The sequence below is a fragment of the Anaerolineales bacterium genome, assembly GCA_003105035.1.
In the GTDB taxonomy this organism is placed as follows: domain Bacteria; phylum Chloroflexota; class Anaerolineae; order Anaerolineales; family UBA4823; genus FEB-25.
In genome coordinates, this window is record PQAL01000038.1 from 60577 (window position 1) to 73567 (window position 12991).

Here is a 12991-nt window from a genome sequence, read left to right on the forward strand (position 1 = left end):
CAGGATCAGGGCTTCTTCCCAAAGCGTTTGACAAAATCATCCACCATGTACCAGGCTTCGGTACGTTCCATCTTCCAGAAGTTCCTGCTACGCAGGCTGGCATCATTAAATGCCCACATCAGCCACCATGAAAACAGGTTCGACCAGAACTCTCCAAATTTCCCTGTTTGGCTGTGGTATGGGAGGATGGTAAAACCCAGACGCTGGATCATACGCAGACCGCCTGTATGCTCGGAGAACGAGAAGATGGTCGATTCACCATACACTGCCCGAACTTGCGAGTATTTTCCCCCCTTCTGGATCTCTCTCGCCACAGCTTCAAAAGAGTGGATCACCAGCCGCCGTAGCCTGACACCCCATTCAAGGGTTGGACCCTCCACCGGCAGCTTCGGCATACGCTCATTCCAGGCATGGATAGCCAGGATGACATCACCCGTAGATATCTTCACCCTCCCAACATCCACGCTGTGTGGAGCTGATAAAAGTTGGATGCGGAGGATGCACTCTGGGTCATCGGTGAACTCAAACACGTGCAGGCTTTTCCGCACGAGGTACTCGATCAGTCTCACTCCCGCCCGCAACGGCCTGCTTATCCAGGCTTGAGCATCCATGAGCTTCTCCCGCCTAACTTAATGGCAATCACTATACCATTATGGCACTTATTTCAATTCCTGTCACGATATGCCTGGCTGCTACCATGTTTCGCGCTCATAAATCTGGTTTTGCTGAGACAGCCTATCCTGAGGCTGTGCTATACTTATTTGTGGAACCCTCCCCAAAACCCCGACAGGAGGTAGTAAGGATGTTCGAACACCGGACCCAACCCCTGCTTTCACCTCGCCAATTCCTCATCCGTCAGCTGATCTATTTGCTTGTCGCATTTTTAATCATCGCCGGGTCGTTATTCCTGGGCATGTTAGGATACCATTCCCTGGAGCAACTTCCCTGGATCGATTCTCTGGTCAACGCGGCCATGCTTTTAGGAGGCATGGGACCTGTGAATGAGTTGCACACCTACGGTGGTAAACTTTTCGCATCCTTTTACGCGCTTTACTCCGGGATCATCTTCCTTGTAGTGGTCGGAGTAATTTTTGCCCCGCTCTACCATCGTTTCCTGCACCGCTTCCACCTGGAAATGGAAGAATCGTAACCTGTCATTATTATTATTGTTATTTTCATAATCAACCATACATAAATCTGAAGAAGTTATATGCCACTACTCTGGCTTTCATTAGCTTTCCTGACTGGTATCCTGCTGGCACAAAAGTTCAGCTTGCCGGTACTGGCATTCGTTGGGTTAGCTGTACTGGCTTTATTAATGATTCTCCCTATTTTCCACCGCCGTATAGTCGGCTATCTTCCATCTCTTTACAATCGTATTAACCTATCCAACCGGCTTACCCCAGCTACTTTTTACCCCCTTCTAATATTTTTCCTTGCGATGGGAGGCCTACGGTACCAGCTTGCACAACCCAGGCTAAATCCGTCGTTTATTGCCTACTACAACGACCAATCCTCCGAATTGTCTCTAGAGGGTGTGATCGTTGACTTACCCGATGTCCGCGATTCTTATACCAATCTGCGGATAAAGACCGAACAGATTACTGACCCGATGCAGGCATCAGCAACAGGGTTGATGGCCAGAGTTCACGGCTCCCTTCTCGCTCGGGTATCCATGAGTGAGCCCATTGCTTACGGTGATCGCATTCGCCTGCAAGGCCACCTGGTGACCCCTCCGGAAAATGAGGATTTCTCCTATCGCGATTATCTCGCCAACCATGGCATATATAGCTTCATCGCTTATCCTGTTGTGACCGTGCTCGCGCATGGTCACGGAAATCCCTTCTATGCCAGCCTGTATGCGCTGAGGCAGCACGCTATCAATCTGGTGTACTCACTTTATCCCGACCCCGAATCATCTCTGGTTGCTGGAATCTTGCTCGGGGTCCAATCCGGGATACCCCCAGACGTTCAGGAGGCCTTCAGGCTGACCGGCACGAGCCATATTATCGTCATCTCTGGTTTCAATATCACCATTATCGCCTTAGTATTTACATTTTTATTCAGCTACATATTAGGCAAACGCAGGGGAGCTATCGTTGCTGCGATCGGGATTATCGCCTATACCATATTCGTGGGTGCCAATCCAGCGGTGTTACGGGCTGCCTTCCTGGGCTTACTTACCCTGCTAGGTCACCAACTCGGCCGCCGTCAGTCTGGACTGAACAGCCTGGCATTTGCGGCCGCTTTCCTGGCATTAATAACCCCGACTATTCTCTGGGATATCAGTTTCCAGCTCTCTTTTGCTGCGACCCTTGGGATCATTCTCTATGCTGACCCCTTATCGCGATCGTTTTCCAGCCTTGCAGAGCGAACCACGTCACAAACGATCGCCAGGCGGATGGCTGGCCCGGTAAGCGCGTATTTCCTGCTAACCCTGGCTGCTCAGCTCACCACCCTACCGCTGATGGCATTCTATTTCAAACGTATCTCCCTGACTTCCCTGGTAGCCAACCCACTCATCCTCCCAGTCCAACCCCTATTAATGGTGCTTGGAGGCTTGTCTGTCCTCACCGGGTTGGTCTTACACCCGCTCGGTCAATTGCTTGCCTGGGCAACCTGGCCTTTCGTTTCCTATACAATTCGAATAGTGGAATGGCTGTCTGCAGTCCCCCATGGTTCCGTTCCACTTGGCCAGGTGGCTTTACCTCTCATATTGGCCTTCTATGTCGTACTATTTGCAATCACTTTTTTCCACACTCGATTTATGCCCTTGGTCAAGCGCCTGACACCTGTAATTCCACTCGCAGCCTTAGGTGTGGTGACGGTTTTTGCCTGGAAGGCTGCTTTTTATGCTCCAGACAATCTGCTGCACGTAACTGTTTTGGATGTCGGTACCGGTGATGCTGTGCTAATTCGATCACCTTCCGGGCGATATGCCCTTGTCAATGGTGGTTCCAGCACAATTTCGCTCTCCGATAGTCTGGGCAGGCGCCTGCCGCTCTTCAACCGTGCTTTGGATTGGCTGGTGGTGGCAGATATTGACAATGAAGATCTTGCAGGTATCCCTGGTAATCTGGAACGCTTCAAACCCATTAATGTCCTATGGGCAGGAAATACTTCTGGAACACGTTCTGCTACCCAGTTACAGGAAACAATTGCTTCATCATCAATCCCGGTCAGTATGATGCATTCCGGGCAGTTCCTTGATCTCGGCTCAGGTGCTTCTTTGAAATTTTTATACACGAATCAGCGAGGAGCCGTCTTGCTCTTAGAATGGAATGATTTTCGTATGTTGCTTCCTATGGGAATGGATTTTGGTATCCTGGAGACTCTTCAAAACGACTCGACGATGCGCAATATATCAGCTGTGCTGCTGGCTGAGTCGGGTTATGCACCCCTGAACCCGCCCGAATTGATATCCTATCTCAACCCCCAACTTGCCCTACTCAGTGTTGCCTCGGCAGATAAGACCGGGTTACCGTCGCTGGAAACCACTCAAGTGCTGGAGGGCTATAACTTGCTGCGCACCGATCAAAATGGCTGGATCGAACTCACCACCGATAGCAAGCAGATGTGGGTGCAGGTGGAGAAAAAGTAATTTTGGGGCATATTCATTGTTCTTCAGGGGTCACCCTATGGATTTGGTTTGACTTGCCTGCCATCCAATTCCCAAAGGGTGACCCTTGTTGTGTGTTGCTAGTGGTTTCCCGCAGGTCCCCAGATTCAGAATTGACAGTTAGGGTGTGTCCTTAAGCATCACGATCCCAGCCTGGGGCGATCCATAGAGGGCTTTGTTTGGACCAATGGATATGGACATCCCGATGGAATCGAATTTGTCGCCCGTACCCATCATTTTCTCCCAGACCATTTCGCCGGTTTGAAAGTCAATCGCGACGAAGTAGTAAACGTATACATTATTTTCAGCGTCGAATTTCCTGTCCTGGGTATAGATCAGCCCGGTTTTCGTTGAAAGCTCCAGAGTCATGACTCCGGCGGATTCCGTGTTAACCCAGACCTTGGTGCAGCCCATCCCATTCGGGTCGATGTCGACACGTTCGATGCCCGGTTTGCTTGGTAACTCCAAATGAGCATCATCATAATTAGCCCAGTCCCAATAGTAATCGGCGGTGTTCTGTATAATGATCGAATTGCGGGACCCAACGAGCGAGTTCCAATTGGCTCCGACGCCGCCTCCCGGGAACTCGAACACTGGCATCTTGCAGACTACCTGATCGTTCGGGTCATTCTGAAGCTCGGTTCGGTACACGACCACGTTCATCTGCGGCGCATTGTCTGTGATGGCAACGTACTTGCCTTCGCCGAGGATCGTCGGGGTGGTGCCAGAGCCTTTCTCGGTCTGACCCGGCCTGACCTCGTCGATGGTTTCGTACTCCTGTCTCCAAACGATGCGCGGCTGGTCATCTGCCCCGGCATCGACCCGATACAGGGCCTCTGTGGTTACTATATAGGCAGCGCCTTCCTTTGTGAGCGCGAAGCCGTTTCTGATAAACTCCCCTTCGCCGAGATTGATCGACTTTAAGTCTTCAATTCCGTGATATGTCGCGGGATTCAGCATGTAGACGGTCGCTGCTTTCGCCACGTTGATCCAGTAACGTCCTTGAAAGTCCACCATCACCCCACGGATACTATCCTGGGTCTGGTCGACGAGCTCCGATAGGTCATAACCTTTACCGACCTCTACGAACTCAGGGCTGGAAGCTGAACCAGCCGCACCTAAAGTGATGATCTTCTTTCCTTCGGAAACCATGTGCATCTGATCGAGGTCATCCAAGTAGCCATAGATAGACCACATGGATGGTGGAAAGTCTTGGCCACCTTCACCAACAGGTGGTCCCGTAACCACATCTAGGTCTTTGTGGGTCAGGACCTCCAACGTATCCGGATCCAACATGATAACGCTCGCCTCGTCCTTGCCAAAGCAAGTCGCGATTATCCGGCCATGGCTGTCGAAAAGAATATTGCCACATGGAGTCAGCCACGAGTTATCGTGCGTATTTGGCAGAGTCGTCGACAGGGTGACCGGGTTGTTGCCAAGCGGTCCGGCGAGATTGGTGGTATCGCTCATCCAGATATCCTTATGGCCTTGGGCAAACGGATTCGGCGCCAGGAATGGATTTTGCGGCACCCCGTTGTTTGCCGTTGGATGCGCCTTCGCTGGCGCTCCAATGTAATCGGGCAGCAACGTCTCAGGTCCCGGCGGGATCGATATATCATTCACACCAAAGGCATTCGCCCCTCCGGCGAACACCAGCGTGATAAATACGATCAGCACGATTGATTTGAATACTTTGCCTTTCATAGTTTCACCTCCTAGTGAAATGAGTTGGAGCGGTTTTTTCTGCATATGACATTCCTAATGATATTTCTGACCTGGACGTGGCCTGCTGAGCAATCGCTCAAGCAAGATCCACTGTCGCATATGGCTGGCAGTTCAGCCCGTTACCCTTAGCGCTTCATAATAGAATCCTGTCTTTTGTATCACTAGTCTCCTGGATCAGATTGCGAATGATCACGGATCACGTTGACCAGGTCCTGCACGCTCAATGCAGGCTGCGGACGGTCAGACAGGACCAGCATTTCATCGCTGGAGGGATCCACACCAATCAGCAACATGCCAGGGTGTGCCCTCCACAAATCAATGGCAAAATTGGGATAAGCTGTCGCCAGATCGAAAATGACGATCCCCGGTTGAAGCTCCTCCTGACGCCAGATTACATTGGGCCGGGTCGGGTCGAGGGAGAGCACCTGCAGGTCAGGGCAGGCTTGCAGGCTGGCTCCGATGGTGGAGACCGTCAGCGAATTTCCATAAAGCAAAACCGTTTGCATGGGCATCATCCAATCTGTTTTTTTTCCAGGTCAGCCGGCTTTAATTTTCCCGGCAATCCTATCTTCACACATCGCCCCCTGTTTCACCATGTCCGTAGAGGACAGTCAAAGTACAAAAAAAGTACAGTCTCCCGGAGTAGGAGACTGTACTTTGCCCTGTACTTATTGTCTGTAAATGGTATTTCTTACGCCAAACCCGACTTCCTGGCGTATTCGATCACCTGGGCCCGGTTTTCCAGTTGCAGCCGGGCGATGATCTCCCCCATGTGATACTTGATCGTGCGCTCGCTTAGGCTCAGGGCAGCCCCGGCCTGTTTATACGTCAGTCCCTGGGCGACCAGGACAAGGACTTCCTGCTCGCGGTCGGTGAGAATCTCATCGGCCTGTCCCGTTTCATTTACATCGCCTGTGCCAGTCTGACGCTCAAGGGGTGGATGGCTTAGCAGCTGCAGGATGCGGGTGGCAAGTCCGTGCGATAATGGCACTTCCCCTCGCTCAAGCTCCTGTAATTGGATGAAAAATTGTTCGGTGTCTTGCGTCTTGAGCAAGTAGCCACACGCGCCGCTTTTGATGGCCTCAAACAGGTCATCGTCGTCACTTGACATGGTCAGCATCACGATTTTGATCTCAGGCAGCTCGGTTTTGATCAGCCGGGTGGCGGCTAAACCGTCGCAGCGCGGCATCTGGATGTCCATCAGGATCACATCCGGCTGCAAGTTGCGCGCCTTTTCGATCGCTTCCAATCCATCCCGCGCCGTCCCCACCACCTGCTCCCCATGCCGGGTGAGCAGGTTCTTCAACCCGTCTAAGAAAAGCGGGTGATCGTCGGCAAGTAAGATTCTCATAGCATCTCCTCAATTGACAGTAAAAGGTGAACGGTATGCAGTGAACTGTATATGTCTTACTGTTTTCCGTTCACTGTTGACTGGCTACGGTTTATCGGCACTTCCACCACCACTCGCGTCCCCTGTTTCGGGGCAGATTGAATTTCAACCTTTCCGCCGACCTCTTCGGCTCGCTCGCGCAGAAAGCCCAGCCCATATTTTTGTTCCCCTCCGTCCAACAGCAATGCCGGATCAAATCCGACTCCGTCGTCCTGTACAATCACTTGCGCCCGGCCATCATCGAGATGGATCAGCACCTGCACACACTGCGCCTTGGCATGTTTGCGTACGTTGGTCAGGGCCTCCTGGATGATGCGTAAAAGCTGTGCCTCGACCGTTGGCTCGAGGAGGTCATCGCTCCAATCGGCAGGCTCAATGAACTCAGTGCGCACGCCGTAATACTCCTGGAAACGTTGCAGGAAGTGGCGGAGGGCGATAAGAAAGCCGTGATGGCTCGAAGCCGCCAATTTAGCTCCCAGGATATACTCCCGTACGTCGGCATGGGCATCCTGAACAACCACAACCAGCTTCTCCAGATCGCTATCCGCGTCAGCCATTTGATCCTGCGCCAGGCTGATGCGGGCGGACTGAGCCTGCATTTTGACATATCCCAACACCTGACCGATGCCATCATGCAGCTCGCGCGCCACACGCTCTCGCTCAGTGAGGGTTGCCAGGGCTCGCTGCTGCTCAAGAAGTTGCGCTTGTGTTCGCTTCTGCTCAGTCACGTCATGCAGCATCAGCAGGCGACCAACGGCCAGCCCGCGCCAATCATTCAAGGCGGAAGCTTCAATTTGATAATAACGCGGCTCCGGCCCGCTCCCCAGACTGATTTCATCCTGGCCTTTCCCGGCTGCCTGAAAATCCCCGCTCAAATCAGTGCAGGCAGGCAGCAGCTCCTGGATCTGGCAGCCTAGTAGGTGATTCGTCGGCGAGCCAAGGATGGTTTGCGCGGCCGGGTTCAGGCTGACGATCTTCCCCCGGGGATCGAGCACCAGCATGCCGACCTTTAGTTGCTCGATGGCAGTATGGCGAGCAAGGGGGATTGGATCGAACATATGGAAACCGAACAGGGCGATGGCATACATAAGGTTCTCAATAACCATGGCAAGCACTTCAGGGGACAGGTCCGATTTAAGCGCCTGGGCTGCCCCAAGCATGTACACAGTGCGGCCCAGGATCTGTCCGGTCAGCATGAGCGCCACTGGCCAGCGATGCTGCGGAGAGCGCAGAAACAACCAGGCAAAGACGATCAGATTAATGATAGTCAACCCATAAGCATAGGCGAAGAACGTCCAGTTGACTGCGCCACGGAGTGGAATGACCTCTCCATCATACAAGAACTTTAGCCAGACCAGGTGATGGAAATCATTCGTTAGGATAATCCCTAAGGGTAGCAGGCATGGAATAGACAGCAGGATCAGGTTGCGGCGAGTAAGCCAGCGCCCAGGCCAGGCATATTCCAGGATAAAGCAGGTTGTGGCCGTAACCAGCGGGATCTGCCAGGCAGCTTGGAATTTGAACCAGGCGATCTTAGTTGGCAGATTCAGCGCGGCAATTTCCATCAAGGCGCCGGCTGCCCACAAAGCGCCAAACAGGCTGCCGATTGCAAACGGCAGGGCGCCCGGCACGGAGCGCCGGCGCCCACTATAGAAAGCCAAGGCGATCAACAGCAAGACTGTAAAGAAAGCTGGCCAGATTTTGGGGGTGTATGCGTAATTCATGGTCATGAGCGAGGCCTTAGCACAGGAAAATTGACCATGTGTGAATATTTTCGTCTGATGATACGCTGATCAAATTAATTGTACTGCATGCTAAGGTAGAGTCAATAAGGTTGAGAATTATGCATAACAATAGCTGCGGAACTGCAACTTCTCTATTATTAATATCAATATTTTGTTAGTCCTTTTAGCTTTTGTATCTAGCGGCGAAAAGTGAATTATTAAAACTATTCAATAGCGAGCCTGTCAATTGAAAACCCACATCCATATTGGTTCTTAATCTGTGGCTTCAATATCACCATCATTGCTCTGGCTTTTACGTTTGTTTTCAGCTCCCTTATAGGGCGCCGGCGGGGTGCGATCGTAGCTGTTATCGGAGTCATCCTTTATACGCTGTTGGTGGGCGCCAACCCTGCTGTCCTCCGAGCAGCCTTCCTGGGGGTGCTCACTCTGATCGGTCATCAGCTTGGTCGCCAGCAAATGGTGTGAACAGCCTGGCTTTTGCAGCTGCGATACTAGCGATCGCTACCCCAACCATCATCTGGGACGTCAGCTTCCAGTTATCCTTCGCCGCTACCCTGGGCATCATGCTGTACGCCCAGCCCCTCACCCAGTGGTTCACCCAATTAGCTGAGCGATTCACCGGGCAAGCTACGGCTAGGCGCCTGGCCGGACTGGTGGGAGGCTATTTGCTGGTAACCCTGGCAGCCCAGATCACCACCCTACCATTGATGGCCTATTATTTCAAACGAGTATCCCTGACTTCTCTGCTCGCCAACCTCCTTATCCTGCCTGCTCAACCTGCCCTGATGATATTGGCAGGTGTGTCCATACTTGCCGGTTTGGTGTTTCACCCATTTGGTCAGCTGCTGGCATGGGCTGCCTGGCCTCTGGCGACCTACTCCATCCGCCTTGTCGAATCGTTTTCTGGGGTTCCCCATGGGTCCATTGCCATCGCCTCGGTAGCTCTTCCCCTCATCCTGGTGTTTTACATTTTTCTGTTCGTTATCACATTTTTTCACAACCGCCTTGGACCTTTCACCAAACGGTCATTGCCCGCCTTACCCCTGGCGGTCCTCATTGTCACCACGCTCCTGGTCTGGAAAGCAGCTTTTTCTGCTCCCGATGGTCGCGTGCACGTGACCATCTTCGACGTTGGCACGGGTGAAGGGGTGCTGGTCCGATCACCCACAGGGCGTGAAATTCTGATCAACGGGGGTGCGAGCACCATCGAATTATCAGCGGATCTCGGCAGGCGTTTACCAGCCTTCAACCGTTCGCTTGACTGGCTTGTGGTCGCCGATTCAGATGATGAAGACCTGCGAGGGATTTCTGGCAACCTGGAACGCTTCCATCCTGCGCAGGTCCTTTGGTCTGGCAACGCGGATGCAACCCGCTCGACGAATGATCTGCAAGCTGCCATAAGCTCGTTGTCTATTCCCATCCTCTCGGCGCAATCTGGTCTGGCACTTGACCTTGGTTCTGGGGCTTGCTTGAAGGTGATTTCTGCCAATGCCAGGGGAGCAATTTTACTCCTGGAGTGGAAGGATTTTCGGATGCTGCTGCCAATGGGTTTGGACTTATCTGCTCTTGAATCTCTCAGCACAGATGTGTCTATGCGCAATGCCTCGGCACTGCTCCTGCCAGAATCCGGCTATGCACCCCTCAACCCGCCTGAGCTCATCGCATCCTTGCACCCCCAGCTTGCTGTACTAAGCGTGGGAGCGGGTGATAAATCTGGATTGCCATCCCCAGAAACGATCGAGGCTCTCCGGGGCTACAACCTGCTACGCACCGACCAGAATGGTTGGATCGAGATCACCACGGATGGACAGCAGATGTGGATCGAAGTGGAAAGGAAATAATAAATTAGGTGTAAACAATCGAGATTCTACGCCAGCTTCAAAATGTAGATAAGCGCTATCAATTTGCTTGATGATTCTGTTATGAGACATTACATCAACCTCATAGCTCTTCAAAAGCTATAGTTAAATTAAAAACGCTTGATTATCTGCTCTCTTTATTGTATAGTATTAGCACGCCGATTTCATATCGATAAAAACAAATCAGAATAAATTAATGCAATGCTATTATGGGTGGTTTTTAATTGGCAGTGTATTTAAATCTTGCTAAGCAGAGAAATGCTCTAGTCGTTTCTATGCTTCAGTACAAAGGGGAAATACCGGCTATCAACTCATCTGTGATCTTCTAGAGGGAGGAACGAATGAATAATCAAAGCCTTAAAATGCTTGTAAGCCTGGTATGTGTAATGATTCTTTCGCTGAGTACTTTGTCACCTGCGTCTGCTGCAACTATTACAGTTGACACTCTCGTCGATGAAAATGATGGCTCATGCAGTGATGGCGATTGCTCGCTGCGCGATGCGATCCAGCTGGCCACCCCTGTTGATACGATCAACTTCAGCGTCAAGGGAACCATCCTGTTAAATTCACAGCTCAGTATCAATAAGCGAATATCGATCAGCGGGCCAGGTTGGAATCAGCTAACCATTAGCGGGCATCAATTCACTCGAGTTATTAACGTAACAGCGTTAGGATATTTAACAATATCATCCGTGATGATCACTGGGGGTAAAGAATCTGGTGGTGGTATATATAATGCGGGGATAGTGGAGGGCACTGGTCTGGTGATTGTTTATAACCAGAACTTAACTGGTCATGGAGGAGGGATTAACAACCAGGGCGTCATGACCTTGATTTCAACCGCTATCTCAGATAATAGTGCCTATAATGATGGGGGCGGGATATACAACCAGGGCACCCTGGATGTGCAGCGCTCCACCTTCTATTCCAACGATGCTAGATATGGGGGTGGATTGAAGAACGAGGGCGGCACTGTGACACTGACCAATTGTACTTTTTACGAAAACTCAGCAGCTTCGCGAGGCGGTGGTCTTGATAGCGGTGCAGGCAGCACCTTGACGGTAATCAATTCCACGTTCTATAACAATAAAGGTGGCGGAGGGCTGGGTAACCCGGATAGCATAACCACCGTGATTAACACCATCGTTGCCTTCAATACCGGGGGAGATTGCAAGTTTGGAGATGAGTTTACCGAGGTGAGCAATCACAACCTGTCAACCGATACCTCATGTGCACCCGGTTTTGAACAAGTTACAGCAGAAGCGCTTCGCCTGACCTGGGGAGGCTTCCCGGTGTCATTAGGACTCGGCAGCGTGGCGATTGATACCGGGAATAATGCTGGTTGCCCACTAATCGATCAGATGGGCACAATCAGGCCGCAGGATGGCAACCTTGACTCTGTAGCAACTTGCGATATCGGATCTGACGAGCTCATCGTGTTTGGATCCTATATACCACAAGCAAGAAAATAATCAATTGCACGTTTATCTTTAGGTAGCCAGAGGTGCTATGGATACGCAAATAGTGCCAATTCATATGATGTTCGATACGGTTTATGCACTCAAAGCAGAAGGGGCTATTCTCATTGATGGTGGAGACCCTGGTAAACTAACCAATTTTCAGCGTGGCCTGGAAGCAGCTGCAATTAAACCTGAAGAAATCAAGCTGATTGTGCTCACCCATGGCCATTGGGATCATATCGGCTCGGCTGAAGATATCCGAACTATTACCGGCGCCAAAATGCTATTACATCAGAAGGATATGCACTTTCTGGATGAAGCCCATCCCTCTCAGCCGCCTGGTTTCACGCTTTGGGGCAAGGTGCTGATCGAAATGCTCAAGCTCATCACATCCAATATGCATATTGCCAGTTTCCCAGTCGATATCATTGCGGGAGATGATTAGATCTCCCTGATAGAATTTGGGATCCCTGGCAAGGTAATTTACACACCAGGGCATTCTTGGGGTTCTATTAGTGTCCTGCTGGATAATGGGCTGGCTTTTATCGGTGATTTAGCCATGAACATGTTCCCCATGCGCTTCAGCCCAGGGTTACCGATATTTGGCGATGACATGCTGGTAGTAAAAAAGAGCTGGCAGAAGCTGTTTCAGCTAGGCGCGAAAGTAATCTATCCTGCCCATGGAAAACCTTTTCCAGTTGAAGTGCTGAAGAACCAGATCTCAAAATAAAAGACCCTTGGCTTCGTCCATCGTTCAGGTTTTACTCAAATGGGGAATTGATTACTGTTTCGTGAGCTGGATTGCTTAGCTTTCCTGAGATACTTTATTTTTGAGTTAAGCTTATTGCGTGTCAGGTGGCATAGCCTTGGAGGCATATCCATCAATCTTTGAGTACAAAAAATAGGCCCAAACACCAAATGCATTTCCAAGAACTAGACTGTATCCAGTAATAATTGAGCTTGTTTATCCATCTTAACTTCCAAACCTTTGCCCGATGGACGATACCCTTGCATTAGGTTCGGTCGTTAATTGATAATGAAGTGATGACTCGATGAATATCAAATAGAAAACACGGATCGTCATTTCCATCGCGAACACCCCCTGCTGACGAATTTATCACTGACAAGACATTCTGGCGGTATCCGTAGTAAAAAAGTCACTTCAGACAGAAGGTTTACCAGCTAAAGTAAAT

Annotated in this window: 10 protein-coding genes; 5 read left to right on the forward strand and 5 right to left on the reverse strand. The window is 51.0% G+C overall.

Going from position 1 to position 12991, the window contains the following annotated elements; translation table 11 throughout:
- Nucleotides 1-5: 5 nt before the first annotated feature.
- Entirely contained in the window at nt 6-611 is a 606-nt protein-coding gene (locus tag C3F13_17135; protein ID PWB50191.1) for a hypothetical protein, read from the reverse strand.
- Between the two features lie 191 nt (nt 612-802).
- Between C3F13_17135 and C3F13_17140 the strand changes: the two genes are divergently transcribed.
- On the forward strand, nt 803-1150 hold the full coding sequence (locus C3F13_17140; protein PWB50192.1) for a hypothetical protein: 348 nt from the start codon (nt 803-805) through the stop codon (nt 1148-1150).
- A gap of 60 nt (nt 1151-1210) precedes the next feature.
- Nucleotides 1211-3601: a hypothetical protein gene (locus C3F13_17145; protein ID PWB50193.1), complete on the forward strand. Its 2391-nt coding sequence runs from the start codon at nt 1211-1213 to the stop codon at nt 3599-3601.
- A 138-nt stretch (nt 3602-3739) separates the two neighbouring features.
- Here the strand turns inward: C3F13_17145 and C3F13_17150 are convergent, their stop codons facing one another.
- From C3F13_17150 to C3F13_17165, 4 genes are all read right to left on the reverse strand, one after another.
- Nucleotides 3740-5323 (reverse strand): hypothetical protein, encoded by a 1584-nt coding sequence (locus C3F13_17150; protein PWB50194.1) that lies wholly within the window; start codon nt 5321-5323, stop codon nt 3740-3742.
- 182 nt (nt 5324-5505) lie between these two features.
- Nucleotides 5506-5850: a hypothetical protein gene (locus C3F13_17155; protein ID PWB50195.1), complete on the reverse strand. Its 345-nt coding sequence runs from the start codon at nt 5848-5850 to the stop codon at nt 5506-5508.
- A gap of 185 nt (nt 5851-6035) precedes the next feature.
- Nucleotides 6036-6695, reverse strand: coding sequence for a DNA-binding response regulator (locus C3F13_17160; protein PWB50196.1), 660 nt, complete (start codon nt 6693-6695; stop codon nt 6036-6038).
- A gap of 56 nt (nt 6696-6751) precedes the next feature.
- Nucleotides 6752-8464 carry a hypothetical protein gene (locus tag C3F13_17165; GenBank protein ID PWB50197.1) on the reverse strand — a complete coding sequence of 571 codons (1713 nt, stop codon included), beginning with the start codon at nt 8462-8464 and terminating at the stop codon, nt 6752-6754.
- Between the two features lie 257 nt (nt 8465-8721).
- Here C3F13_17165 and C3F13_17170 point away from each other — a divergent pair, with 257 nt between their 5' ends.
- The 3 genes from C3F13_17170 (at nt 8722) to C3F13_17180 (ending at nt 12243) form a co-directional block, all read left to right on the forward strand.
- Entirely contained in the window at nt 8722-10320 is a 1599-nt protein-coding gene (locus C3F13_17170) for a hypothetical protein (protein PWB50198.1), read from the forward strand.
- Nucleotides 10321-10679: 359 nt separating this feature from the next.
- Complete coding sequence (locus tag C3F13_17175) at nt 10680-11810, forward strand: hypothetical protein (protein PWB50199.1); 1131 nt, start codon at nt 10680-10682, stop codon at nt 11808-11810.
- A gap of 37 nt (nt 11811-11847) precedes the next feature.
- Entirely contained in the window at nt 11848-12243 is a 396-nt protein-coding gene (locus C3F13_17180) for a hypothetical protein (protein PWB50200.1), read from the forward strand.
- Nucleotides 12244-12991: the final 748 nt, after the last annotated feature.